Source organism: Streptomyces sp. 35G-GA-8 (assembly GCF_023534745.1).
Classification (GTDB): domain Bacteria; phylum Actinomycetota; class Actinomycetes; order Streptomycetales; family Streptomycetaceae; genus Streptomyces.
On record NZ_JAMHJQ010000025.1, the window covers coordinates 12,397 to 36,136 of the forward strand.

Genomic DNA, 23,740 nt, shown 5'->3' on the forward strand with positions numbered 1-23,740 from the left:
GCGACGCTCGATGCGGGCCAGCTCGATCAGGGTCGGCTGGCGTCGGCTGCCCCTTCCGGCTCGGGGAACGCCCGGAGGCTGAGCGAGCGCATCGCACGCGAATGCCGCTCCACTGCCTCAGCGATCCCCGGGTCCAGCCGCTGTGCAGGCGCGACGGACTACGGACGGTGGCGGTGTGGGCCGAGTGCGCGGACGCGCGGGTGTTCCAGGCGAACTACCGCGTGGTGGTGGAGGTGGCGGCGCTGGCCCGGCGTGCGGGCGGGCAGGCCACGCGGTCGGCTGCGGAGATCGCGGCAGCACTGGGGATGGAGCTGACGAAGAGCAGTAACGAGGGCCGGGTGCGGCGCAGCGCCAAGCGACTGGTGGAGCGGGACTGGCCGGCCGAGCCGTCCCGGGGCCGGTTCAGGCTCACGGACGGGCCAGCCGCCGCGTCATGAGCATCGCCATCGACCACAGCACCATCTGCTCGTGCACGGCGTGAAGCTTCTCGTAGTCGCGTACCAGGCGGCGTGTGCGCATCAGCCAGCTCAATGTGCGCTCCACACACCAGCGCCTCGCCAGCACCATGAAACCCGGCACGCCGTCATTGCGCTTGACGATCTCCAGCCTCAGGCGGAGTGTGTCGCGCGCCCAGTTCACGAGCATGCCCGTGTAGCCGCTGTCCGCCCACGCCAGGACGAGCCGGTGGAAGCATCTGCGCCGCGTCAGTGTCCCGTTCGGCGAGATGGCCTGTGATCACGCCCGCGATCAGGCCCCGGGCGGAACCGAGGAACAGATTGCCGACGCCGCCGCTGCCCTACTGCGGCGGGCTCATGACAGCCCCGCCGACACGAAAGTCCGCCCGGCCAAACGCTCGAAGTGCAACCGGCGTGTCGCCGCCCGCACTCGGGCCACCGCCACCGAACGGCCCGTTCCCGACCAGCCGACCGTCGAGTCCGTGCCCGAGGACGAGGCCGACTCCGAGGTCGCGAAGGTCATCCCGCTGGGTCTGTTCGATCCGCTCGCCAACCCCTGGAGGCGCACGTGACCATCTCCGGACCGGCAACCCGGCAGCCTGCGTTGAGCAAGGCCGACGCCGACGCCAACCGGCAGCTGACCACCCTGGACGGGTAGCGGAAGTTCATCGGGAACCCGCTCACGCCCCCGGCCATGTTGTCTCCTGACGCGCTGAGGCGTCTGTCCCCGACCGAGCGGGACCTCTACGACGATGACCGGCTTGACCATCACGCCAGAATGCTCGTGGTCGCCACCTCCTTCGTCGAGAAGGCTGTCACCTGCGGCCGAAGGCTCGTCCTGGATCGCGCCCGCCCGGGCCCGGCTGCGCCGTACGGTCGTTCCACGGATGGCGGCAGGGCGGTGACGCCAGGTCAGGATTGGGAGGGATCCGGGGATGGTTAATGTGCGTACGTTCCCGTTGTGGCGGGATCTCGCGATGAGCGAGGACCTGCCCAAGGAAGCCCTCAAGACGGTGATCGAGGCCCTGGCTGCCCCGGCGAAGTGTCCGGACGGCTTCGACCCCGGGGCCGACCAGCGGCGGGGAATCCCTCAAGGCGGCACTGTCAGTACTGCCGACGCGGACGTCTGCCAAACGGCTGCGTGCCCGCCTCCTGGTGCATGGCGACGAGAGGATGCTGGCCGCGCTGGCGGCAGAGGACACGGTGACCGCCGACGAGGTGCCCGCCATCCTGCGACACCGTCGGCTCTGGGCCGGGCTGGTTGCCGGTCTGGCACGGCATCCCGGCCAGGTCGGTGCGGCAGTCGCTCTCCTGCCGCGCCTCGCCGACCACGAGGTAGAGCGGGTCGTGCGGGACCGGGATCCCGACCGGAACACCCGCTCTGAAGGAGATGCGCCGCCACCGACCCTGCCCCGTCCGGTCGGCTGGCGGATGCCCCGGTCACCCAAGCCGGGGCGGTGCGCCGCACTGACGGTGCCTGCGATTCGTCACCAGCCACCGCAGCAGTCTTCGACCTGCTACCTCATCTCAAAATCCCAGTCCAGCAGTCCTCCCTGGTCCGCGCAGTAGACATAGGACCAGCCACCTGTCACAGCAGACCTCCACGGCCCCGCATCGTCACCAACCGCGCAGGTGGCTGTCGCTCGAACCTGTTTACCGCTGGCAAACCCGGTGCAGTTGACCCCGTAGGTGTACAAGTCGAACCACTCGGTGCAGCCGACAGCAGACGCGGGTGAAGCACCCGCTCCAAGCAGCCCACCTGTGGCTAAGACTACCGAGGCCACGATTGTTGTCACACGGCGCCTAGTCTTCATTTCTCTCCCTAGTAGCTGAGATGAGGGGTATCAGTCTTGGAGAAACTCCAGCTCTTTCCCCGCAATTTCCTTGCCTGAAAGGCTCGGTGAGGCGTCGGGCCGCGACTTGCATGCGTACCTGCCGTCCCCGACAGGATTGGGGTCGAAAGTTGCTCAACTTTCCAGGAAACGGCTTTCCCGGTAAGAGGGGTTGGAGCGGAATGGCTGATACTGGTCACTTTTGGGGCCGATCTCGTCGTGAGTTTCTCTCTGCCGTCGGTCGTTCACTTCAAGCAGCAGCGTTTGCCCAAGCCAGCGACCTACGGAAACGACCGCCGGCCCCGTTGGCTCGCCTCTCAGAGGCGAACTGTCACTCGACGTCTATCCAGGTGCTCGTGACTTTCCCAGGAACCCCCGGGCAGTCGTAGCTCTTGGTCAGCGGCCGGGTCTGCCACGGGCTCCAGTAGTAATAGCCACTGTCGCAGATGACACCGAGCCGCCACCGGACGCCGGAAGGAATTGTTCCGGTGCAGCTCCCGTACGCGATAGTCTGGGTCGAATTACTCCACGCGTCACAGGTCATTGCCATGCTGGCCGCCCCGTTCGACGCCGCCGCGGCCGGGGCCGCCATCGCCCCTCCCAGCAGAGCGGCTCCGAGTGCCGCACCGGCCAGAGTACGCCGAGTATGCATGTTCCTCCTTCAATCTGAATGCGCTGTCGCACCTATCCGACAGCCGAACAAACCCCATCGTGATGGAATCGGACCGGAGTGTCCTTGACTGTCCCCGCAGGGGACTTGACGATTTGCGCATGCCCTGCGGCTACAGGCCCGGAGGGTCGATATGGTCGGCTCGTTCGTCAGCGAGACGTTTGGGAGCCTTTGCACGACCGACATCGACCGACGACGTCTTCTGACGGGCCCTCTCGCTTAGGTCCTCCGAGGCGGCGCGCTCGTCAGTGACGGGTGCCTCACGCTGCTCGCGAATGGTCTGCTCCTGCCGTTTGATCGCGGCGCAATGACCGGGGTTATCCCCCGCTCGGCCCGGATGGCCCGGTGCGCTTCGAGGGCGCGGCGGTAGCCGTCCGACGCGGTCGCCCGGGTACGCACGGGCACGGTCGGGGCGGGCAGGGCGGGCGCCAGCTCCGGTGAGCCGCACTCGCCTGAGCCGCACTCGCCCCACTCACTGGCGAGTTCGCCGCACTCCTGTCCCCGGCTCAGGCCAACGACAACAAACTCACCCAGCGGATCACCACAGTCCGCACCGCCGATCTGCCCCACCTGCACAGCTTCTGCAACGGCCTCGAACTCGACCGCGCCGCTGTGAACGCCGGCCTCACCCTGCCCCACCACAACGGCCACACCGAGGGCGTCGACACCCGCACCAAGAAGATCATGCGGCAGATGCACGGGCGAGCCGGATTTGACCTCCTCCGCCACCGCTTCCTCCTGCAGTAAGGAGAACGTACCGTCACCACCGGCTACGGAGCAGAGTCGAACGTTTGACAGTCCCGAATCAGACGATCAGAACGATCTTGCCGAAGGCGGCGCGGGACTCCAGCAGAGTATGCGCGGCCGCGGCTTCGTCCAGCGGGAAGGTGCCGTGCAGCACCGGCTTCAGTCGGCCTTCCCGCACGTCGGCGAAGACAAGTGCGAAGGGATCGGCGGCGGTACTCGACGGTGCACTGGAGAGGCTGAGGGCCGAGATGGTCCAGGACTGCTGGAAGTTCGCGAACAGCGCCATGCCGAAGTCGGGGGTGGGCCACCCGCGACGACACCGCTGATCACGTACCTGCCGTTCGGGCGCAGCAGGGGGATGAAGTCGGCCGTGTCGGAACCGGCGACGATGTCGATGACGGCGTGGTAGCGGCCGTCCGGGCCCGGGTCGACCGCGTCCGCTCCCTTCCGTAGCCCCCAGGTCGTACAGCCGCTGCGCGACGGACCGGTCGGGAACGGAGGCGATCACCGTCGCGCCCCGAGCGGCCGCGAGCTGAGTAGTGAGCACGCCGATCCCGCCACCAGCGCCGCGGATGAGCACCTGCTGCCCGCCTTGACGTCGGCCCTTTCCACGCTTGCTGCGGCGACCAGGGAATTCAGCCCGAGCGCTACCGCGTCATGGGACGAGACATCTTACGCCCCGAGGTCCGACCTCGCGGACCGCTCGCTCACGCAGTTCATCGGGGTACTTCCGTGGTGCAGGCATCGGACCTGTGTTCTCCCATTCGCCGCGGCGGTCATGCCCGACTTCAGAGCCGCTACACAATTCGGTTCAGCTCAACCATGACGGTTCTCCGGGCGGGAGTGACCGCGTGCAGCCCTGCCCCGGCGCGGTGGCAACCCGTCAGCGCGGTGGCGGGGACGGGGGCGCAGACCAGGTGACGTGGGTCTTCGGCAGTGCGTGTCATGCTCTCACCGGGCGACGGGCACTGTCTGATGGCTGCTGTGGCGAGCATCGAGGGAATCCGACAACTGTTCGTGGCCGCTCTTCGGATCCTTGGCGTCGCCCTCGTCTACTACGCGGGCGCGAGCATCGGCACCCTCAAAGGCGTGGTGAGGGCCGAGGGCACGGCCATCTCGCCTCTCTGGCCGCCCACGGGCATCGCCGTGGCCGCCCTCCTTCTCCTGGGTATCGGGGTCTGGCCCGGCATCACCCTGGGCACCCTTTTCACCCTCGTGACGCAGGCTCCGCTGACCGTCGCTTCCCTCGGGATCATGGCGGGCAACACCCTCGCGCCCGTCTGTTCCTATCTGCTGCTGCGGCGGGTGGGCTTCCGTATCGAGCTGGACCGGCTGCGGGACGGGATGGCGCTGGTGTTCCTGGGCGCTCTGACCGGGATGCTGATCAGCGCCACGGTGGGCGCCGGGTTACAGCAGCTCGGCGGAAGGCTGCCCGACGGGTTCTGGCCGGCCTGGCTGGCCTGGTGGACGGGCGATGCCATGGGCGTTCTGGTGGTCACCCCCTTCCTGCTCCTCGTCTGCCGTGTCCGGCCGCCCCTGCGCATCCACCGCTGGCCCGAGGCGACGGCCCTGGTGGTCGCCGCCGCCGTCATCACACCAGTCGCCGTGACGAGGACCCTCACCCTGATCTTCCTCTTCTTTCCCGTCCTCATCTGGGCGGCCCTGCGCTTCCAGCTCGCCGGGAGCGCGCCCTACGCGCTGCTCGTCTCCGTGATCGCGATCTTCGAGGCGGGCGAACGCCACGGAGCCTTCGCCGAACACAGCCTGGTGGAACGGCTGGTCAGCCTTCAGTTGCTCAACGGGTCGGTGGCACTGACATCCCTGCTGCTGGCGGCGACCGTCGCCGAACAGAAGAACATCCGGCTGGGGCTCCAGCAGGCATGCGACGAACTGGCCGCGGTGGTGGAGCGGCTCGCTCCGGCACAGATGCCGGTGCTGCCACCGCGGGACGGAGACAACAGCGGTACGTGACCGACCACCATCACCCGCACCGCTCGGGGCTCCGCCGCCCGGACCGGTTGCGTCTGCCCTCTCTGCCGTGGCGCGGCACCCGCAGAGTGACGCGGGTGCCTTGTCCGGGCGCCGAGTCCACCGTGAGGTGCCCGTCGAGCAGGTGAGCGCGTTCCCGCATGGCCGTCATGCCCATGCCTCCCGGAGCGGTCGGCTGAGGCGAGGCGCGCATGGTCGCCGAGGCGGGCTCGGGCCTCATCCCTCGGCCGTCGTCGGTGACCTTCGTGGAGAGGGTGTGCTCGTCGCTGTCGAGTTCGACGAGGATCCGGGTGGGCTCGGCGTGCTTCACGGCGTTGGTCACCGCTTCCTGCACGATCCGGTAGACATGGACCTGTGCCTCGGGAGTCAGCTTCGCGACGAACCGGTCCCAGTCCGCCCCCACGCGCAGTTCGGCCTCGATACCGAAGTTCTCCGAGGTGCTCCGGCACAGAGCCTCCAGCGCCGGGTGCAGTCCGAGCTGGTCGAGGGCCGCCGGACGCAGTTCCGCGATCAGATGCCGCAGCGAGGTGATCTGGTTGCTGATCAGGCGCCGCGCCTGTTCGATGGCGTCCTTCATGACGTCGGGGCGGCTACTGGCCGTTGCCCCGGCCAGCACGATCTGGACGGCGCCCAGTTCCTGGAGCGTGTCGTCGTGCAGCTCGCGGGCCCAGTGCCGGCGCTCTCGTTCCTCTCCATCACGACGGGCCCGGGTGCGCTCCCGGTCGAGGCTGCCGCGGCGCTGGTCCGAACGGTGTCCGAGCGCGGCGGCACTGGCGATCAGGGTGAGGGGCACGAGGTGCAGACCGTTGAGCAGCGGCGCGTCGGCGATACGGACCAGGAGCGCCACGGCGATCACGAGCGAGATCCCGCTTATGATCGCCAGCCACGACCGCCGGGCTTCGGGACTCAGCACCGCCGCCACCAGGAAGATGACGCCGGCGGCGAGGCAGAGCACGGCTTCGGCGTGCAGTGAGTGCTGCGCGATCTCCAGCGCCAGGGTGGCTACGAGCAGGAGCGTGGCCGTCGTCTCCATGACGGCGGCGGCGGATGCCCGCGACAGCGGGGTCATGCCAGTAGCCCGAGCTCTCGTGCCGCGGTGACCAGGTCCGCCTTGGTCTCGGCGCCGAGTTTCTCCCGGATCCTGGCCCGGTGCGTTTCCACCGTCCGAACGGATACGTGCACCTGTTCCGCGATCTCCTGATTGGTGTGGCCCAGGGCGAGCAGGGACAGCACCTCCACCTCGCGCGCCGTCAGAGAGTCGTCCGCCCCGGCCCCCGCCCCCATCCCCGTGGTCGAGGTGCCGGGTACGGTGACGGCGAGGCGTGCGCCCAGCGAGGGCTGTACGTATGTGGCCCCTGCGGCGACCTGGCGTGCGGCCCCCAGGAGTTCCTCCGCGGCTGCCTCCTTCAGCAGGTAGCCGACCGCGCCGATTCGCAACGCCTCGCGGGCGAACGCGGGATCTTCCTGCATGGTGAGGACGAGGATCCGGGTACGGGGCGAGGTCGCCAGCAGTTCCGGGATCGAGCGCAGGCTGGACTGCCCGGCCAGCGTCAGATCCAGGACCAGCACCGACGGGTGGTGGCGCTCCACGGCCAGAAAGGTTTCGGGAAGAGTGGAGCTCTCCGCGACGATGTCGAACGCCGTGTCCTGGGACAGCAGCAACCGCATGCCCGCGCGCACGACCAGGTGATCGTCGGCGAGCACCACGGTCAGGTGTGGCGCGGACTCCCCACTGGTGACGCGGTCGACCTTCATAGCCCCACCGTAGATCTCAAACTCCGTTCACGAGAGCGCAACGGGCAGGGCGGCGGGGAACCCGCAACAGTCTCGCGGCGATGCCGCGGGCCGGGCGGGATCCCCCGCACCCGGCGGTGCGGAACGTGAAGGACACCTGCGGATCAGTGCCGACGCCCCGGAGGCGCCCGGGAAGCACGCTCGGAGGGGAGCGCGGCTCAGCGTCTCCTCCAGAGGATGAACCTCATGACTTCTCAGACCGTCCCACTCCACGCCCGAAGGCTCTTCCAGGTCGCCGGGAAGCTCACCGCCGACGCGGTGCCCAAGCTGGCCGACGCCTCCTCCGTCGACCTGCTTGAAGTGCTGCTTCGCGGCGACGTGCCCCCACCCGGACCGGCGGACGGGAGCGAACAGCTGCGACGGGCCGCCTTCCTCAGTACACGGGGAGAAGCGGCCCGCGGTGCGTACGCGGTCGGTGAAGTGAGCAGGATCAGGCCCGCCACGCCCTATGGACAGAGCCTTTCCGATCTGCGCCCACGCCTGATCCGCCATCTGAATCACAACAGCCGGTGGCTCGTCCGCGACCCCAGGCGCGCGCGCCTGCTCCGCGAAGCGGGGGCACACTCCCTCATCGTGCTGCCGCTGACCGTCCGGGACGTGGTCCTCGGTCTGTTCGTTCTGTACCGGCGGCACGAATCGAGCCCGTTCAACGAGAACGACCTCCGGGCAGCCGCCCGGCTCGCGGACCGTGCCGCCCAGTGCCTGGAGACCGTCCGCCGTCAGATCGACGAGGACGCTCTGGCCCGGCTGCTGCGGCGTTCGGTGCTGCCTGAGCGGCTGCCGCCCCTCAGCGCGCTCGAAGCGGCACACGGCCATGTCCCGGCGGAGGCTTCCATCGGGCAGTGGTTCGACGTGCTCCCGCTGTCGAGCGCGCGGGTGGCCCTGGTGGTGGCGAACGCGGGAGGGAAGGGAGTTGACGCCGCCATCGGGATGACCCGGCTGCGAGCGGTGATCACCACGCTCTCGGCGCTCGACCTGCGACCCGACGAACTACTCACACACCTGGACAGCACAGTGACTCGCCTCGAACGTCAGCGCCCGGCCTCGTGCCAGGGCACCCGCGACCGCAATCACGCCGGCACCAGCTGCCTCTACGTGGTCTACGACCCTGTCTCGGAGCGCTGCGTCGCCGCGCGTGCGGGTGACCTGACGGTGATGGTCGCCCACCCGAACGGCGACGTCACCGCCCCCCGCCTCGCCTCCCACTCCCCCCTGGGCGTCGGCGACCAGCCCTTCGAGAGCACCGAGTTCGCGGCGCCCCCGGGAAGCACCCTTCTCCTGAACGGGGGCCGCTCCCCCGCACCGGGCCCCCCTGCCGGCCCGACCGCGGAACGATTCCGCGAGGCGCTGGCCACATCCGGCCCCGACGTGTCACGACTCCTCGGCCACGTGTTGCGTGGTCTGCGACCGGACCGCGAACCGGCCGTCCTTCTGACCCGCACACGGTCTCTGGAGTCCAAGGATGTCGCCGCTCTGACCCTGCCGTCGGATCCCGCCGCCGTCTCCTCCGCCCGCGACTGGGCCGGCCGGCAGCTGGCGACCTGGACGCTCGACGACCTCGCGGACAGCACCGTCCTGGTGATCAGCGAACTCGTCACGAACGCCATTCGCTACTCCGATGGCCCCATAGGTCTCCGGCTGATCAAGGACGACCACACGCTGATCTGCGAAGTCTCCGACACCAGTTGCTCGGGCCCGCACAGGCGCCGGCCGAAAGCGACCGAGGAGGGCGGCCGCGGGTTGTCGATCGTCGGCCAGCTGACCCAGAACCAGGGGACCCGCTACACCACCTCCGGCAAGATCATCTGGACCGAGCAGCCCCTCCCGGCATGACGGCCGCGCCTGGTGGCTCGTTGACCTCGGCACGACACGGACGCGGCCCGGCGGATGATCCGTCGGGCCGCGTCGGCTGTTGCCAAATGGCCGGTTAGCAGGTCAGACGGTCGATCGCTGCTCCGGCGCCGGGGCGGCCGCGGTCCTGGCCTTCTCGCGGCGGGTGGCCACGGCGCTGCCGACGAAGACGGCGGCCAGCGAGGCGAGGATCAGGACGATGACGGCGGCGTGGCCCCAGCGTACGGCGCTGCCGAGGAGGAATCCGGAGACCCCGAAGTCGGCGTCGGAGAAGGTGGAGTTGGCCAGGCCGACGTCGCCCAGGAAGGGCAGGACGAGCAGCGGCAGGAAGGTGATCATCAGGCCGTTGGCCATGGCGCCGAGCACGGCCCCGCGCCTGCCGCCGGTCGCGTTGCCGATGACGCCGGAGGCGGCGCCGGTCATGAAGTGGGCGACGATGCCCGGGATGATGATCGTCCCGCCGATGGCGACGAGGACACCCATGCCGATGAGACCGCCGACGAAGCTGGACAGGAAGCCGATCAGGACGGCGTTCGGGGCGAAGGTGAAGACGATCGGGACATCGAGCGCGGGCTTGGCGCTGGGGACCAGCTTCTCGGAGATGCCCTTGAACGCGGGGATGATCTCGGCGAGGACGACCCGGACGCCGGCCAGGATGATGAAGACACCGGCGGAGAACTTACCGGCCTGCATGACCGCCCAGAGCAGGAACCACTGGCCGCCGCTGAGCTTGTCCTCCACGTATCCGGCCCCGGCCACCAGCGTCACGAGCAGGTAGATGACGCCCATGGACACGGCGATGACGACAGTGGTGTCCCGCAGGAAGCCGAGCCCCTTGGGGATCTTCAGGTCCTCGGTGGACTTCCTGGTGTCGCCCGCGAGCTTGCCGACCAGGCCACTGGTGGCGATGCCGAAGTTACCGGTGTGGCCGAGGGCCACGTTGTCCTGCTGGGTGACCCTCCGCATCCAGGGCTGCACCAGGGCGGGCGAGAGAGTGGTGATCAGGCCTTCGGCGAGGGAGCCCCAGAGCACGGTCTGCCAGGTGCTGAATCCATTGGCTATCAGAATCACGGCGATCATCGCGGACAGATAGAGCGCGACGTGTCCGGACATGTAGATGAACTTGAACCGGGTGAAGCGCGCCAGCAGTACGTTCACGATCATGCCGAAGAAGAAGATCAGCGCGGCCTGGGAACCGTAGTCCGTGAGGACCTTGCCGACGATGGCCTCGTTGTTCGGCACAACGCCCTGGACGCCGAAGGCGTGCTGGAACATGTCCCCGAAGGGCGTCAGGGCGTCGGACACGACACCCGCGCCCGCGGCCAGGACCAGGAAGCCGACGAACGCCTTGATCGTTCCCTTGAGCGTGTCGGAGAGGGACTTGCGCTGGAGCACGAGCCCCAGCAGAGCGATCAGTCCGATGATGACCGACGGCTCTCTGAAGATGTCGAGCAGGGTATTCAGAACGCTGTTCACTGGGCAACGCCTCTCTACGGGCATGTCTACGGGCACGACAGGGCCGCGGTCGCTGTGGTGATGGGCTGCGGTGATCCACAGCGGGGCAGGACGTCGGCGGTAGAGTCCCGCCGCCCTGGCCTGCGTCGCGCGTGGGCTCCCTCAGCGGGGCGGACGCGCGGGCGGGTGGGCGTCTTCGGACGTTCCTGAGCGGTGGTGAATGAGGGGGCTTGGGCGGTACCACCAGTGCGGGCGGTACGGGTGGTGCGGGCAGTGCGGGTGGTGCCGGTGGTAGTACAGGACGGGACGTCAGGCCGCGGTCAGAGGAGACCGTGGCGAGCGGCCGCGGACTTCACCGCGTCGCGCAGTTCGTCCTTGTCGATGATGCTGTTCAGGACCACGACATCGCCGAGTCCGGCCGCGGCGTCCTCCAGGTCCTTGGCGACGAAGAAGACGTCGGCGCTCTCCGGTCCGGCCGAGCTGATGTCGCTGTGCTCCACCGTGACATCCGGGAGCTGAAGCTCACGGACGATGTCCTCGATGTTCATACGCACCATGAAACTGCTGCCGAGTCCGGTGCTGCACATGGCCAGGAACTTCATCGGGTCTCCTCGAATCGGGTGATCAACTTGGTGACACGGGCGGCGGACCGCGCGTCGCGCAACGCTTCACGTGTCTCCGCGTCCGACAGGATGCGGGCGAGTGACGCCATGGCGCCGGTGTGCGCGACGGCGTCGACCGCCGCGAAACAGAAGTAGAGGTCGACGGAGTGCTCCGGCTGGTCGAGCAGCGGCGCGGGCTCGGTCAGCCGGAGCATGGAGAGGGCGGTGCGGACAGCGCCGCTCTCGGGACGGGCGTGGGCGAGCGCGATTCCGTAACCGAGGTCGATGTACGTGCCGCCGGCGGCGATCGAGTCGATCATGGCGTCCACATAGCCGGAGGTGATGTCACCGGCGGCGAGGAGAGGTTCCGCGACCTGGGTCACGGCCTGTCGCCAGGTCAGGTGGTCGGTGGAGAAACGTATCTTCTCCTCGGTCAGCAGTTCGCTGAGCATGTGCGCTCTCCGTACGTCGCGAGATGGGGGTGGGGCCGGGCCTACTCGGCGTCGGCGATGATGTCGAAGGACAGTTCGGCGGTCTCCGGCAGGAACTTCGACGTCCCGTGGATGACGGGCTTGCGATTGAGGTCGAAGACCCTGGAGGTCGCCAGCAGGAGCGGCGAGCCAACCGCCACGCCCAGCAATTCGGCCTCCCGTCCGTCGCACTCGTGCAGTCCGACGACGATCTCGTTTCTGGCGAGCAGCACATCGTGGTGCGCCCGCAGGTAGGCGTAGAGAGAGGTGGCGGAGAAGTCCGCCGTCCGCACGTCCGGGAACCGCTCCTCCTCCACGTACGACTCCGCGAGGTGGTGCACGGCCCCGTTCACCCGGCGCAGCCGCTCCAGCCGGACGACGGACGTCGCGGGGCTGATGTCGAGGGCCGCCGCCAGTCGGGCGCCCGCCCGCGTCCGCTCCTGGGCGAGCACTTCCGAGGTGACGGTGTGCCCCTGACGGCTCATCTGGGTGAAGAAGCCCGTGACCTCGCTGACGAACCGTTCGCGGTGCTTCAGCGCGTAGCGGGGCCGGGTGACGAAGGTGCCGCGTCCCTGCTCACGGATGAGATGTCCGTCATTGACCAATTCGTCGACCGCGCGGCGCAGTGTGATGCGGCTCACCGCGTACTCCTCGCACAGCGCCGCCTCGGGTGGCAGTCGCCCGCCGACGGGGAGACCGCTCACCCGGAGCAGCAAATGGTCGCGCACCTGTGCGTACTTGTGCTCGGCCATGCGTGGTCTCCTCATCGAGTCCGTGTGTCGTCAAGACGTCATGATGACTAGAAGCCCAGTGGACGTCAATAGGCAATCTCCACGTCACACTCACGACTCCGATCAGGCCTGGACCATCGCAGTCTCCTGCCACAAGGGCCGATGGGCTCATGGGTTACGTTGTGCGAAGTCATCATGACGACATGATCTATGAGGAGCTGCCGTGACCGCCACACCCACGCGGACGACCACCGCGACCGTCACCGCCCCCGTGTTCGGCGACCTGGACCGACGGGCCGTCGCGGTGGCCCGCGCCCTGGCGATGGACGCCGTCGAGACGGCCGGCTCCGGCCATCCCGGCACGGCGATGGCGCTGGCTCCCGTCGCCCACCTGCTGTTTCAGCGGCACATACGGCACGACCCCGCGGATGCCGGATGGGAGGGCCGCGACCGGTTCGTGCTCTCCTGCGGGCACGCGAGCATCCTGCAGTACACGCAGCTCTACCTGACCGGTTACGGCCTCGGCCTGGAGGATCTGCGACGCTTCCGGCAGCTCGGCTCCCTCACACCGGGACACCCCGAACTGGGCCACACCACCGGCGTCGAGACGACGACAGGGCCGCTCGGCCAGGGCGTCGCCACCGCCGTCGGCATGGCCATGGCGCTCAAGCGGGACGAGGGCCGGCTGACCGGCGGCGGCGCCGCGGCGGGCGCCGAGCTCACCGCCGGGATGCCCGTCCGTACGGTGTGGGTGCTGTGCTCCGACGGTGACCTCCAGGAGGGCATCTCGTACGAGGCCGGGGCGCTGGCCGGGCGGCACCGGCTGGACAACCTCGTCGTGGTCTGGGACGACAACAGCATCCAGATCGAGGGCTCCACGGATCTGACGACCCGTGAGGACACCGCGGCCCGGTTCGCCGCGCAGGGCTGGTTCGTACAGACCGTGGGACTCGGCGCGGACGGCGACATCGACACCGACGCGCTCGACGGCGCGCTGTCCACCGCTCAGGCGCACCACGGCCGGCCGAGCCTGATCGTACTGAAGTCGCGGATAGCCTGGCCCGCGCCGAACGCCACCGGCACCGCGGCCTCGCACGGCGCTCCTCTGGGGGTGGCCGAAGTCGCGGCCACCAAGGCGCTGTTGGGCGTCGCCGACGAGCCGTTCACCGTGCCGGCCGACGTTCTGGAGCACACCAGGGCCGCACGGGGACGCGGGGCCGAACTGCACCGCGCCTGGGACAAGGCACTGGCCGAGTGGGAGCTGGCGCATCCCGGACTCGCCGCCGCCCGCGCCCGCGCGATCCGCCCGCTCGATCCGGCCGAGGCCGCCGACGCGCTGCCGGTCTTCGAGCCCGGCGCCCGCGTCGCGCCCCGCGACGCGTCCGGCACGGTCATCCAGGCGCTGGCCGAGCGACTGCCGCGCCTGTGGGGCGGCTCCGCCGACCTGGGCGACAGCAACCGCACGACCATCGGCTCCGGCGGCTCCTTCCTCCCCGCCGACGAGGGCGCCGGGCACGGGCTGAATGGCCGCAACATCCACTGGGGTGTGCGCGAGCACGCGATGGCCGCCGCGCTGAACGGCATCGCCCTGGTCGGTTATGACACTCCCTTCGCCGGCACCTTCCTGGTGTTCAGCGACTACGAGCGGCCGTCCCTGCGACTCGCCTCCCTCATGCGGCTGCCCGTTGTGCATGTCTGGACGCACGACTCCGTGGCGCTCGGCGCCGACGGCCCCACCCACCAGCCGGTCGAGCACCTCGCCTCGCTCCGTGCCATGCCGGGTCTGTCGGTCGTACGCCCGGCCGATGCGGCCGAGACCGCCGCCGCCTGGCTCGCCGCCCTCGGCCGCCCGGGCCCGGTCGGGCTTGTGCTGGCCCGCCAGGCGCTGCCCGTGCTGCCGACGGCCACCGACGCGGTACGCACGGGTGTGGCGCGTGGTGCGTACGTGGTCGCCGGCGCCGGGGACCCCGATGGCGCCGTGGATGTACTGCTGCTGGCCAGCGGCAGCGAGGTGTCGCTCGCGCTCAGCGCGCGGGAGACTCTCGCCGGACGCGGAATCACCGCCCGGGTCGTCTCCGTACCGTGCAAGGAGTGGTTCGCCGAGCAGGACGCCGCGTACCGGGACGCGGTGCTTCCCCCGGCCGTCCGTGCCCGCGTCGTGGTCGAGGCGGCGTCCGTCTTCGGCTGGCACGATCTGCTCGGTGACGCCGGACGAGCCGTGACCGTCGACGGGTTCGGCACCTCTGCCTCCGCCTCCGATGCGATGACCGCGATGGGTATGACCGAGGAGGCCGTCGTGGCGGCCGCCCTGGAGTCCCTGGGCCTGGCCGGGCCCCGCTGAACACGGTGCCGTACGGCGTCGAGGACGGCCGGTCCCGGGCAGGCCGGGAGCTCCCGCGCCCTGGGGGGTGTGGCAGACCCTTCCTGCGCCTTTTGCGCGAGCCTAACGTCGAGTCATGGACGATGAGCGATTGATCGCGGATCTGCACGGCAGATGGGTAGGCGGCTGGGAGCGCGACGAGGGGGACGCGCCGTTCGACTTCCGGCGCGTCTTCGGAGAGTTCTACGACTTCGGCTCTCCTGACCTCCGCCTCTACGACGATTTCGACCCCGGGCAGCGTGTCGCGACAACAGCCGCCGGCTACGGCTCGATCTGGGAGCCCCATTTCGACCGGATGATCTCCGCTCACCATGCCGTGGACGACGGCCCGCATGTCATCGCGAGCCGCGATCTGGCCGCGTCCACCCTGGTGTTCGTCGCGCGGATCACCACGCCTGACGGTGTCACGGACATCCGTACCACCACCTCGCTGGTCTGGCGTCGAAGGCCGGAGGGGTGGCGGATCGTCCGCGAACACAACTCGACCCGGATTCTGCCCGCGGGGGACCTGGACGGAAGGCTGCCGGGGTACGAGGCAGGCTGACCCCGTACACCGGCTCGGTCCTGAGAGGGGCCTCGCCCGGCCTGTGCCGGTTCCCGCACCGCGCGTCGGCCGGGTGACCGGGCGCTGACGGACCTTGTCCGGTATCGGACAAGGTCCGTCAGGCGGTGCGGGGGTCTGCCGGCTGCGTGATGCGCGGGCCATCGGCTTCGCACCTCGCCGGTGGCGACCGCGCAGGCCCGGTGTCGTACCGCGGTGTCTTCCGCCCCCGGCCCGCCCTTCTCGGTCTCTCAGCCGAGCTGGGTGGGAACGACCGTCAGCTCGGCGATGTTGACCCGGGCCGGCGCCGCCACCGAGTACGTGATCGCGTCGGCCACGTCTTCGGCGGTGATGGTCGTGATCGCCGACCGCATCTCCTCCAGCCCCGCCCGAGTGGCCTCGTGGGCCATGGAGGCGCCGAGTTCGGTGACGGCGAACGCCGGGTCGACGGACCGTACCCGTACTCCGCGAGGCCCGAGCGAGGCGCGCAGGTTGCGGGTCAGCTGGGTGACCGCGGCCTTGGTCGCACCGTAGACCGGATAGTCGGCGAAGATCACCTCGGCCGCGATCGAGCCGAGGTTCACCAGGTCGGCGGCCCGTCCGGCGTCCGCCGCGGCGAGAAGGTCGGCGACGAAGACCCGACCGGTCGCCAGCAGTCCTCGGAGATTCACGTCGATCATCTGGTCCCACTCGGCGGTGTCCGCCTCGTCGAAGGGCGCTCCGAGCATCACCCCGGCATTGGCGACGACGAGGTCGGGTCGGCCCAGGGCAGCACGGATCGTCGCCGCGGCGGTCGCCAACGCGGCGGGGTCGGTGACATCGACACCGAGGGGCAGGACATCGGCGGAGCCCTCCTCGCGCAGAGCCGCGGCGAGATCGTCCAGCAGCGAGGACCGTCGGCCGAGCAGAGCGACCGCCGCTCCGGCCGAAGCGAAGCGGCGTGCGGTCGCGGCGCCGATCCCGGCACTGGCCCCGGTGACCACCGCGATCCGGCCGGCGAGCGGCCTCGCGGACACACGGGGAGCGGGCATGGAGACGTTGTCTGAAAGGTTGTCGGTCATGAGGCCGAGCATGTGCGCCCCGCCGGAGACCAGCCAGGCCCGGTCCCACCCGGGGTGCGCCACTCCCAGGCAACCGATCGCGTGCGCGTCTAACGTAGAGGCATGGACACTCGCAATCCGCTGGGCCAATTCCTGCGCGCCCGGCGAGAGATGACCAGCCCGGCCAGGGCCGGGCTGCTCTGGTCGGGCCATCGCAGGACACCGGGCCTGCGACGGGAGGAAGTGGCCGAGTTGTCCGGCGTCAGCACCGACTACTACCGTCGGCTGGAACAGGGACGCGAAAGGCACCCGTCCGCACAGGTGGTGAACGCCCTGGCCTGCGCCCTCGACCTGAACACCGAGGAAACAGGGCACCTGCACCGGTTGGCGGGAGCAGCACGTGAACCCGTCCGGCGCGGCGGCGGTGCACCGGTCGGGCCGAGTCTGCTGCGCCTGATGGACGGCTGGCTCGACACCCCCGCACTGATCCTCGACCGCCGCCTGGACGTGCTGGCCGGCAACCGTCTCGGATACGCCCTTTTCGCCGGGATGCTGCGACAGGGAGAGACCAATCTGGTCCGGTTCATCTTCCTGAACCCGGGCGCCCGTGACTTCTACCCCGACTGGGAACGGGTCGCCAGGTCCGGGCTCGCGGCTCTGCGCGCGGGCAGCGGCCACCTGACGAACGATCCCCGGCTCACCGAGCTGATCGACGAACTGTCCTTGAAGAGCCGGGAGTTCCGCACCCTCTGGGCCCGGCACGATGTGCGGGGCAAAGCCCACGAGGCCAAGCGCTTCCATCACCCTCAGGTCGGCGAACTGACCCTGACCTACGACTCGTTCACCGTCGACAGCGCGCGTCACCAGCAGCTCGTCGTGTACCAGGCCGAACCCGGCAGCGCTTCCCGGCAAGCCCTCGCACTACTCGGCGCGGTGGAGGCCGGTGATCGTCCGGTGGGTTTGGCCGGTCAGGCGCGGTCGTGGAGCGTGACCTGGTAGCCGTCGGGGTCGGCGAAGGTGAATGTCCGGCCGAAAGGGCCGTCGATCGGTGCGGAGACGATGGTGTGACCGTCGGCGACGAGAGCGTCGTGAATGGCCTGGACATCGGTGGCGTGGAACCAGATCGCGGCGCCTATGCCGGGCTGGGCAACGGATGCGAGATCGGTGCCGGGAACGATGTCGCGGAGTGCGAACGCGATCGGCTTCGTCTCGAAGACAACGGCGTGCGGAGGTCCGGCCTGCGAGCGGACGAGGCCGAGGTACTGCTCGTAGAACGCCTGCGAAGCGTTGAGGTCGCGCGCTTGGAGCGAGAGGAAGTCGGGGCCGGTGGCGGGCATGGTGATGCTCCTTCTTTTCGTGTCAGCTTTCTGACACGGGTCAATGTATGTCAGACTTCTGACATGAATCAAGACGGTCAGGACGGTGTCAACCTTGAGACGTCGCTGGGCTACCTGCTCAAAGAGGTGTCGAGCGTCCTCCGCTCGGCCATGGAGGAGGTGCTGCGGCCGCTCGGGATGAGCGTGACGCACTACTCCTGCCTCGAACTGCTGGCTCAGCGGCCGGGCTTGTCGAACTCCGAACTCGCGCGGGGCGCGTTCGTGACACGGCAGTCGATGAACGTGCTGCTCCAGGCCCTGGAACGCGACGGGTACGTGACCAGGCCCGCGCAGGCACCCGTCGGGAAGGCTCTTCCCACGCGGCTCACGCCTCGCGGCCGACGGAGCCTGGAGAAGGCGACCGTGGCGGTCCGGTCCGTCGAGGTCAGGATGCTGGCCGGCCTGACCGGGACCGAGCAGTCCGCCGCGTTCCGGATCCTGCAGAGCATGATCCGTTCCCTGCGCGACGGCGACGACGGCCCCTAGCTCGTTCCCCGGCGCACGCAGGCACCTCCCGCCCGCCCTGGCGCCTGTTGCCCGCACCCGGTCAGGCGGTCATCAGGCGTCGCAGGTCCCTCACGTACGTGCGAATGAGGGCCGGGGACAGATGCGGCACATCCCGGTCCGGTCCGATGCCCGCCTCCTGGACGGCCTGCCGGAAGCGGGCCGACGGGACGTCCGAACCGGGCACGGCCTCCCCCGGTTCCTGGAGACCTCGCAGCAGGGGAAGGACGGAGTACTGGCGCTGTGCCTCGGGCAGGTTGCGCAGGGCGGCTTCGACGCGGACGAGCCAGTCGCCGTAGCCCGCGATCCGCTCGATACCGTGGCCGTCCTCGATGAGCCAGTCCACGAACGTGTCGAGTGAGATGCCGTCGTCGTGCGGGTTCACCAGGTTGAAGGTCCGGTAGCCGGAGGTGCTCCGTCCCAGTGTGACGACCGATGCCGTGGTGAAGTCGACGGGCAGGCCGTCGTAGTGGGCCCGCGGCCCCCCGCCGCCGTCGGTCCGGTAGAAGGAGTCGGGGGCCACGCCCGTCGCGAGGAGGCTGAACAGCAGTCGGCTGAACATGTCGTGGACGTTCAGCTGCCCGGTGTACCGGCTGTGCGCGAGGATCATGTTGGAGCGGAACACCGTCACCGGCAGGCCGCACAGGTCGTACGCCTCCCGCAGCAGCACCTCCCCCGCCCACTTGCTCGTCGTGTACCCGCCCGCGTACCCGTCGTCCACCGACCGCACCGGCAGCGCGGCGCGCACGTCGGTGTCCTCGTCGAGAGGCTGTCCGCCCAGGGGCCGGGCCACAGCCACGCTGGAGATGTACGTGAACGGCTTGAGCCGTCCGGTCAGGGACAGCCGGATGAGCTCCGCGGTGCCGAGGACGTTGGCGTCGAACAGATGGCGGTAGGGCAGCACGTGGTTCACCAGGGCGCCCGCGTGGACGATCAGATCCACCTCACCGGCCAGCCGTTCCCACGTCGCCTCGTCCAGGCCCAGCCTCGGCTCGGCGATGTCTCCGGCCAGCACTTCCAGGTGCTCCCCGGCCAACTCCTCGAAACTGCGCCTCAGTTCGGAGTCGTCGCTGCCGAAGGCATCGGCCAGTCGCTGTCCGGCGGCGTCCGGGTCCTTGCCGCGGACCACAACGATCAGCTTGCCGTCGGCCGGGGCCAGCCGACGGAGCCAGTCGAGGGTGAGGAAGCGCCCCAGGTATCCGCTCGCACCCGTCAGCAGAACGCTCCGTGGCTCCCCGGCAGGGCGCGGGAGATGGCGGGCGCCGTCGAGTGTCGCCGCATCGATGAACCGGCCGAGGACGAGGTCCTTGGCGTGCGCCTCGGTGGCGTCCTCGCCGTGCACCGACGCGTAGGCCGGTCGCGTCGCGGTGGCCGTGCGCTTGGCCTCGACATAGGCGGCCAGCCGCCGCAGGTCGTGCGCGGGGCTGATGATGACGTCGACCGGTACCCGGACATCGAAGGTGTCGTGCAACAGGTTCGACAGTGACACCGCGGACAGCGAGTCGCCGCCGAGCTCCCGGAAACGCGCGGAGGGGCTCACCTCGGTCGCCGAGCCCACCAGCAGTGCCCGTGCGGCCAGTTGGACCGTTTCCAGCACTGGCCGGTCGCCGCCGGTGCGGCGCAGGTCGAGCAACTCCCGGGTCTCTTGGGTCGAGATCTCGGCGTACAGCTGCTCCAGTCGCTCGCCGTAACGCTCCACGAGCTTGGGCCACAGCAGTTTTCCCTGGTCCGACAGCAGGCCCTCGGCCTGGCTGAACGGCTCGGTCTCGACCAGCAGACCCCGGGGTATCTCGTAGGAGTTGAGGCCGGTGTCCTTCGCGATCCGCCGGAGCGATTCGGCGAGCAGTTGTTCGAGCCGCCCCCGGTCGTCCCCGTACCGCCGCAGGGCGTCCGGGGTGGGCACGACGACGGCGAGCAGGTAGGAGCGCTCGCTGTTGCCGTAGAGGAAGATCTGCCGCACCAACGGACAGGCGGCGAACACCGATTCCAGCCTGGCGATCGACACGAACTCGCCCTGGGACAGCTTCAGGACGCTGTTGCGGCGCTCCAGCACGGCGATACGGCGTGGACCGAGCTCGGCGACGATGTCACCGGTCCGGTAGTAGCCGTCCTCGTCGAAGAGGTCCGCCGTCAGCTCGGGGCGCTTGTAGTAGCCCGGGATGCCGTCGGCCTTCAGCAGAAGCTCGCCGCGCGGGTGGGGGGCATCGGTGCGGAAGTAGCCCAGCTCGGGCACGTCCACCAGCTTGTAGTCGGTCACCGGCGGGCTCTGCAGCACACCGTCGGCGGCGATGCCCATGACCTCCGTGGAGCCGTACCCGTTGTGCAGGGGAATGCCGAGAAGGGCCTCGGTGAACTCGGTCAGCGCGGCGGACAGCGGCGCGGAGCCGGTCCCGGCCACGCCGACGCGCCCCCCGAGGACCTCCTCGCGGAGCTGCTTGAGCACCTCGGCCGCGGCCTGCTCCGGGGCGGCGCCGGCCGAGATCCGCCGGTCCAGTTCGCTCCGGTGGAGCTGGTGGAGCATCTCGCACACACGGGGCACGAGGAACAGCTCGGTGGGCCGTACGAGAGCGATGTCCTCGAAGAAGGTCGACAGGTCGCTGCCGGCCGTGAAGCAGCTGGAGCCGCCCCGGGCCAGTGCGTTCACCAGCAGGAAGTGGCCGGCCGCATGGCTCAGCGGCATGTAGTTGATGGCGACCATGTCCGTGCCGGTCCGCTTCGCCCGGTCCTCCCACATCACCTTCGCGAGCCGCTCGGTGTACATGGCGCCCTTGGGCGTTCCCGTACTCCCCGAGGTGTAGACGAGCATCGAGAGGGGATCCTCGTCGTCCTCCGGGATGTACGGCGGGGCCTCGGGCAGGCCGGCGGCGCGGTCGAGAACCTCCGACAGGGCGACGACCTCCACGTCCCGTCCCGCCGCGGCCAGGCTGTCGCGGGCGGCGGAGAACCGCTCCGCCTGGTCCTCGGCGCGCGGGTGGTAGTCGAACACGACCAGCCGCCGGACGGAGGGTGTGCGCAGGGACAGCTCGGTCGCGGTGTCCAGGCGCTCGATGCTCGCGGCGACGAGAACCGGCTCGGCCTCCGCCATGATGGACGCCAGATTCCCGGTCGGCGCGCTGATCTGCAACGGAACGTTGACGGCGCCCAGATGGCCGCACGCCAGATCCACCGTCGCGCAGTCCCGGCTCGTGAAGCCGAGGATCGCCACCCGGTCGCCCGCGACGAGCGGGCGCCCCGGGTGGTGGTGCCATTCGCTCGCCACCGCGCGGATACGGCTCCACAGCTGCCGGTAGGTGGTCATCTCGTAGCGCGGCAGCAGCCGGGCCGACACACGCCCGGTCCGGGGGTCCCGTACGAACTCCCTCGCACGCTCACCGACGGCGGGCCGGTCCGCAAAGCGTTCGAAGGCGTGTGCCATGACTTGCGCGAGTCGCACGGTGGTCTCCGCGTCTCATAGGTGGCGGACTTGTCCGGAGGCAGCCGGTCTGTCGGCCCGCGACGTCCCCTGGACGGACGTCGGCGGGCCCTTTCTCCGGCGCGGAATTCTACAAGTACTGTGCGGGAGGGGGGAGTTGCAGTGCCCGATGATCAGATAGCGCTTTCCGGCCGGGCCCTGGCCGGCGAGGGAGCATCACCCCACGCGGGGGTTGGTGTAGAGCGTCCCCTCGGACCAGAGGTAACGGGTCCCGCCCCACTTGGCGGCCGACTCGACGTCGGGAAAGAAGCCCCGGCCTTCGAGGTTGGCGCTCGTGTTGCACAGCACGGGCACTCCGCTGATCTCCGCGTAGGCGGTGAGGATACGGGCGGTGTCGGTGTCCTGGGTCGACGCGATGGTCTGGAGCCGGGCGGTGCCGTCCAGGTGGACGACCGCCGGGACGCGTTCGGCCCAGCCGGGCCGCATACGGTGCTCGAAGATCATGTACGGGTCGGGCGTGCCGGGGTCGAAGACCTCCGGCGCGCGGTCCTCCAGGCAGATGGGTGCGACGGGCCGGTAGGGGGCCCGGTTCTTGATGTCGTTGAGCCGGTCCTTCATCCGGGTGTCGGTCGCGGGCGCCAGGATGCTGCGGTTGCCCAGGGCTCGCGGGCCCAGCTCCGCCCGCCCGGAGAGGACGACCACCGGTTCGCCCTCGGTGTGCAGGAGGGCGGCCAACTGCCGTTCGTCGCAGGGCCCTGCCCGCCACCCGTCGGGAAGGGTGCCGGTGGTGATCCGCGGTCCGCTGTAGACATCCCACTCCAGCGCCGTCCGGCCGCGCCGGAACATCTCGCAGGCTGCCGTTCCGATCGCCGCCCCCGCGTCGTTGGGGAAGGGCGGGACAAAGACCTCCTCGAAGACCTGGCTGGCCCGGATCGCGGTGTTCCACTTGATGTTGAGCGCGCAGCCGCCGCCGAGCACCAGATTGTGGCCGCCGTCCGGGAAGCGGCTTCGCACCGCCGTGGTGAGCCGCGCGAGCAGGTGGTGGCCGAGGTAGGCCTGATAGGTGGCGATGAGGTCCGCGTTGGACAGGCCGGGCATCAGCTCGTCCCTGTTGGCGGCGACCTTGTCGCCCAGCACGCCCACCTTGTCGACGGGAAGGTCGCGGAACTCGGCCATGAGGTCGTCGAAGACGGTGAAAGCACCGGTCTCGACCCGGCCCTTGGCCGCGTACGCCATGGCCTTCCCCGCGACGGAGAGATGCCGGCGGATGTACGCGTCCGACGTCACGTCGTCGGTGTTGAGCAGGTACGGCTCGAACCGCGAGCAGAAGGCCGCGAAGCTGCCTCCGAAGACGGGCAGCAGAGCCTCGACGAAGGTCACCTCACGGGTCGCGGCCCGCACCTGGTAGAGGCGCGGTGTGATGAGTCCGTCCCAGACCACGACGAACGCGTCCTCGCCCCTGGCGGCGAAGGGACTTGAGCAGTAGGTGCCGATGAGGTGGTTGGCGACATGGGTGTAGCTGGCATAGTCGTCGAAACCGTGGCCGCTGAAGGTGTGACGTTGCAGCGGCCCGTCGTCGCCAGGGCGCTCACGGTACGGTGCGACCCGGAACTGTACTGGCAGACCGCCGGCGTTCACCTTGACGGCGTGCTCGCCCGCGGCGTCCTTCGTGTACCAGCCGTCGACGACGAACTGGTCGATGTCGGCGGGTGCCAGACCCTCTGCGGCGAGGATCTCGCTCACGCGCTCCAGGTCTCCGAGGGAACTGTAGCGTTCGCCGTTGCCCAGCTTCTCGATCTCGTAGCTGAAGAGCAGGCGCCCGTCTTCGATGACGGCGACCCCGCCGTCGTGCGATGCCTTGATCCCGCAAATGAGCATGTGGTCAGCCACA

The 23,740-nt window shown here is 69.5% G+C and carries 21 protein-coding genes and 1 pseudogene; 9 read left to right on the forward strand and 13 right to left on the reverse strand.

All coding sequences use genetic code 11. The annotated features are described in order from the left end of the window. Positions 1-101 precede the first annotated feature (101 nt). The gene (locus M1203_RS36225) at positions 102-437 is read left to right on the forward strand and encodes a hypothetical protein (RefSeq protein ID WP_249954117.1); all 336 of its coding nucleotides are present in this window, start codon (positions 102-104) and stop codon (positions 435-437) included. On the opposite strand, the gene M1203_RS36230 is transcribed toward M1203_RS36225, so the two are convergent. Next, positions 409-645: a transposase gene (locus M1203_RS36230; RefSeq protein ID WP_249954118.1), complete on the reverse strand. Its 237-nt coding sequence runs from the start codon at positions 643-645 to the stop codon at positions 409-411. The genes M1203_RS36225 and M1203_RS36230 overlap by 29 nt on opposite strands. 79 nt (positions 646-724) lie before the next feature. Here M1203_RS36230 and M1203_RS36235 point away from each other — a divergent pair, with 79 nt between their 5' ends. Next, positions 725-1,027: a hypothetical protein gene (locus M1203_RS36235; RefSeq protein ID WP_249954119.1), complete on the forward strand. Its 303-nt coding sequence runs from the start codon at positions 725-727 to the stop codon at positions 1,025-1,027. A gap of 1,591 nt (positions 1,028-2,618) precedes the next feature. Here the strand turns inward: M1203_RS36235 and M1203_RS36240 are convergent. Further along, complete coding sequence (locus M1203_RS36240) at positions 2,619-2,939, reverse strand: hypothetical protein (protein WP_249954120.1); 321 nt, start codon at positions 2,937-2,939, stop codon at positions 2,619-2,621. Between the two features lie 474 nt (positions 2,940-3,413). Between M1203_RS36240 and M1203_RS36245 the strand changes: the two are divergent. Beyond that, a pseudogene (locus M1203_RS36245) lies at positions 3,414-3,704 on the forward strand (ISL3 family transposase); the annotation flags it as partial. A gap of 58 nt (positions 3,705-3,762) precedes the next feature. Here M1203_RS36245 and M1203_RS36250 read toward each other — a convergent pair. Beyond that, positions 3,763-3,990: a zinc-binding dehydrogenase gene (locus M1203_RS36250; protein WP_249954121.1), complete on the reverse strand. Its 228-nt coding sequence runs from the start codon at positions 3,988-3,990 to the stop codon at positions 3,763-3,765. Positions 3,991-4,649: 659 nt separating this feature from the next. On the opposite strand from M1203_RS36250, the gene M1203_RS36255 reads away from it, so the two are divergent. After that, entirely contained in the window at positions 4,650-5,675 is a 1,026-nt protein-coding gene (locus M1203_RS36255) for an MASE1 domain-containing protein (RefSeq protein ID WP_249954122.1), read from the forward strand. Positions 5,676-5,685: 10 nt separating this feature from the next. Here the strand turns inward: M1203_RS36255 and M1203_RS36260 are convergent, their stop codons facing one another. Both M1203_RS36260 and M1203_RS36265 read right to left on the reverse strand, forming a co-directional pair. Then, positions 5,686-6,762 carry a sensor histidine kinase gene (locus M1203_RS36260; protein WP_249954123.1) on the reverse strand — a complete coding sequence of 359 codons (1,077 nt, stop codon included), beginning with the start codon at positions 6,760-6,762 and terminating at the stop codon, positions 5,686-5,688. Next, positions 6,759-7,448, reverse strand: a complete 690-nt coding sequence (locus M1203_RS36265; protein ID WP_249954124.1) for a response regulator transcription factor — start codon at positions 7,446-7,448, stop codon at positions 6,759-6,761. The genes M1203_RS36260 and M1203_RS36265 overlap by 4 nt, the downstream gene beginning before the upstream one ends. 225 nt (positions 7,449-7,673) lie before the next feature. On the opposite strand from M1203_RS36265, the gene M1203_RS36270 reads away from it, so the two are divergent. Continuing rightward, positions 7,674-9,320, forward strand: coding sequence for an ATP-binding SpoIIE family protein phosphatase (locus tag M1203_RS36270; protein WP_249954125.1), 1,647 nt, complete (start codon positions 7,674-7,676; stop codon positions 9,318-9,320). Between the two features lie 102 nt (positions 9,321-9,422). Here M1203_RS36270 and M1203_RS36275 read toward each other — a convergent pair whose 3' ends face one another. From M1203_RS36275 to M1203_RS36290, 4 genes are all read right to left on the reverse strand, one after another. Then, the gene (locus tag M1203_RS36275; protein WP_249954126.1) at positions 9,423-10,814 is read right to left on the reverse strand and encodes a PTS ascorbate transporter subunit IIC; all 1,392 of its coding nucleotides are present in this window, start codon (positions 10,812-10,814) and stop codon (positions 9,423-9,425) included. A gap of 299 nt (positions 10,815-11,113) precedes the next feature. After that, positions 11,114-11,395 carry a PTS sugar transporter subunit IIB gene (locus M1203_RS36280; protein ID WP_249954127.1) on the reverse strand — a complete coding sequence of 94 codons (282 nt, stop codon included), beginning with the start codon at positions 11,393-11,395 and terminating at the stop codon, positions 11,114-11,116. Beyond that, on the reverse strand, positions 11,392-11,847 hold the full coding sequence (locus M1203_RS36285; protein ID WP_249954128.1) for a PTS sugar transporter subunit IIA: 456 nt from the start codon (positions 11,845-11,847) through the stop codon (positions 11,392-11,394). The genes M1203_RS36280 and M1203_RS36285 overlap by 4 nt, the downstream gene beginning before the upstream one ends. Positions 11,848-11,888: 41 nt before the next feature. Beyond that, a complete protein-coding gene (locus M1203_RS36290) occupies positions 11,889-12,617 on the reverse strand; it encodes a GntR family transcriptional regulator (protein ID WP_249954129.1) in 729 nt (242 codons plus the stop codon). A 202-nt stretch (positions 12,618-12,819) separates the two neighbouring features. On the opposite strand from M1203_RS36290, the gene M1203_RS36295 reads away from it, so the two are divergent. Then, positions 12,820-14,937 carry a transketolase gene (locus M1203_RS36295; protein ID WP_308404957.1) on the forward strand — a complete coding sequence of 706 codons (2,118 nt, stop codon included), beginning with the start codon at positions 12,820-12,822 and terminating at the stop codon, positions 14,935-14,937. A 115-nt stretch (positions 14,938-15,052) separates the two neighbouring features. Further along, positions 15,053-15,520 (forward strand): nuclear transport factor 2 family protein, encoded by a 468-nt coding sequence (locus M1203_RS36300; RefSeq protein WP_249954130.1) that lies wholly within the window; start codon positions 15,053-15,055, stop codon positions 15,518-15,520. 248 nt (positions 15,521-15,768) lie between these two features. Here M1203_RS36300 and M1203_RS36305 read toward each other — a convergent pair whose 3' ends face one another. Further along, on the reverse strand, positions 15,769-16,578 hold the full coding sequence (locus M1203_RS36305; RefSeq protein WP_249954131.1) for an SDR family oxidoreductase: 810 nt from the start codon (positions 16,576-16,578) through the stop codon (positions 15,769-15,771). A gap of 102 nt (positions 16,579-16,680) precedes the next feature. On the opposite strand from M1203_RS36305, the gene M1203_RS36310 reads away from it, so the two are divergent. Further along, positions 16,681-17,556, forward strand: a complete 876-nt coding sequence (locus M1203_RS36310) for a helix-turn-helix domain-containing protein (RefSeq protein ID WP_249954132.1) — start codon at positions 16,681-16,683, stop codon at positions 17,554-17,556. Here M1203_RS36310 and M1203_RS36315 read toward each other — a convergent pair. Further along, positions 17,526-17,894 carry a VOC family protein gene (locus M1203_RS36315; protein ID WP_249954133.1) on the reverse strand — a complete coding sequence of 123 codons (369 nt, stop codon included), beginning with the start codon at positions 17,892-17,894 and terminating at the stop codon, positions 17,526-17,528. The two genes, M1203_RS36310 and M1203_RS36315, sit on opposite strands and share 31 nt — an antisense overlap. A gap of 63 nt (positions 17,895-17,957) precedes the next feature. On the opposite strand from M1203_RS36315, the gene M1203_RS36320 reads away from it, so the two are divergent. Next, on the forward strand, positions 17,958-18,419 hold the full coding sequence (locus M1203_RS36320; RefSeq protein WP_249954134.1) for a MarR family winged helix-turn-helix transcriptional regulator: 462 nt from the start codon (positions 17,958-17,960) through the stop codon (positions 18,417-18,419). Positions 18,420-18,480: 61 nt separating this feature from the next. Here the strand turns inward: M1203_RS36320 and car are convergent, their stop codons facing one another. Next, entirely contained in the window at positions 18,481-21,870 is a 3,390-nt protein-coding gene (car, locus tag M1203_RS36325) for a carboxylic acid reductase (RefSeq protein ID WP_249954135.1), read from the reverse strand. Positions 21,871-22,065: 195 nt separating this feature from the next. Continuing rightward, the gene (locus tag M1203_RS36330) at positions 22,066-23,727 is read right to left on the reverse strand and encodes a carbamoyltransferase N-terminal domain-containing protein (protein WP_249954136.1); all 1,662 of its coding nucleotides are present in this window, start codon (positions 23,725-23,727) and stop codon (positions 22,066-22,068) included. Positions 23,728-23,740: the final 13 nt, after the last annotated feature.

Coding starts and splice junctions, on each gene's coding strand:
- M1203_RS36225 (WP_249954117.1), top strand. CDS start 102: ATGCCGCTCCACTGCCTCAGCGATCCCCGGGTCCAGCCGCTGTGCAGG.
- M1203_RS36230 (WP_249954118.1), bottom strand. CDS start 645: ATGCTCGTGAACTGGGCGCGCGACACACTCCGCCTGAGGCTGGAGATC.
- M1203_RS36235 (WP_249954119.1), top strand. CDS start 725: ATGGCCTGTGATCACGCCCGCGATCAGGCCCCGGGCGGAACCGAGGAA.
- M1203_RS36240 (WP_249954120.1), bottom strand. CDS start 2,939: ATGCATACTCGGCGTACTCTGGCCGGTGCGGCACTCGGAGCCGCTCTG.
- M1203_RS36250 (WP_249954121.1), bottom strand. CDS start 3,990: ATGGCGCTGTTCGCGAACTTCCAGCAGTCCTGGACCATCTCGGCCCTC.
- M1203_RS36255 (WP_249954122.1), top strand. CDS start 4,650: ATGCTCTCACCGGGCGACGGGCACTGTCTGATGGCTGCTGTGGCGAGC.
- M1203_RS36260 (WP_249954123.1), bottom strand. CDS start 6,762: ATGACCCCGCTGTCGCGGGCATCCGCCGCCGCCGTCATGGAGACGACG.
- M1203_RS36265 (WP_249954124.1), bottom strand. CDS start 7,448: ATGAAGGTCGACCGCGTCACCAGTGGGGAGTCCGCGCCACACCTGACC.
- M1203_RS36270 (WP_249954125.1), top strand. CDS start 7,674: ATGACTTCTCAGACCGTCCCACTCCACGCCCGAAGGCTCTTCCAGGTC.
- M1203_RS36280 (WP_249954127.1), bottom strand. CDS start 11,395: ATGAAGTTCCTGGCCATGTGCAGCACCGGACTCGGCAGCAGTTTCATG.
- M1203_RS36285 (WP_249954128.1), bottom strand. CDS start 11,847: ATGCTCAGCGAACTGCTGACCGAGGAGAAGATACGTTTCTCCACCGAC.
- M1203_RS36290 (WP_249954129.1), bottom strand. CDS start 12,617: ATGGCCGAGCACAAGTACGCACAGGTGCGCGACCATTTGCTGCTCCGG.
- M1203_RS36300 (WP_249954130.1), top strand. CDS start 15,053: ATGGACGATGAGCGATTGATCGCGGATCTGCACGGCAGATGGGTAGGC.
- M1203_RS36305 (WP_249954131.1), bottom strand. CDS start 16,578: ATGACCGACAACCTTTCAGACAACGTCTCCATGCCCGCTCCCCGTGTG.
- M1203_RS36310 (WP_249954132.1), top strand. CDS start 16,681: ATGGACACTCGCAATCCGCTGGGCCAATTCCTGCGCGCCCGGCGAGAG.
- M1203_RS36315 (WP_249954133.1), bottom strand. CDS start 17,894: ATGCCCGCCACCGGCCCCGACTTCCTCTCGCTCCAAGCGCGCGACCTC.
- M1203_RS36320 (WP_249954134.1), top strand. CDS start 17,958: ATGAATCAAGACGGTCAGGACGGTGTCAACCTTGAGACGTCGCTGGGC.
- M1203_RS36330 (WP_249954136.1), bottom strand. CDS start 23,727: ATGCTCATTTGCGGGATCAAGGCATCGCACGACGGCGGGGTCGCCGTC.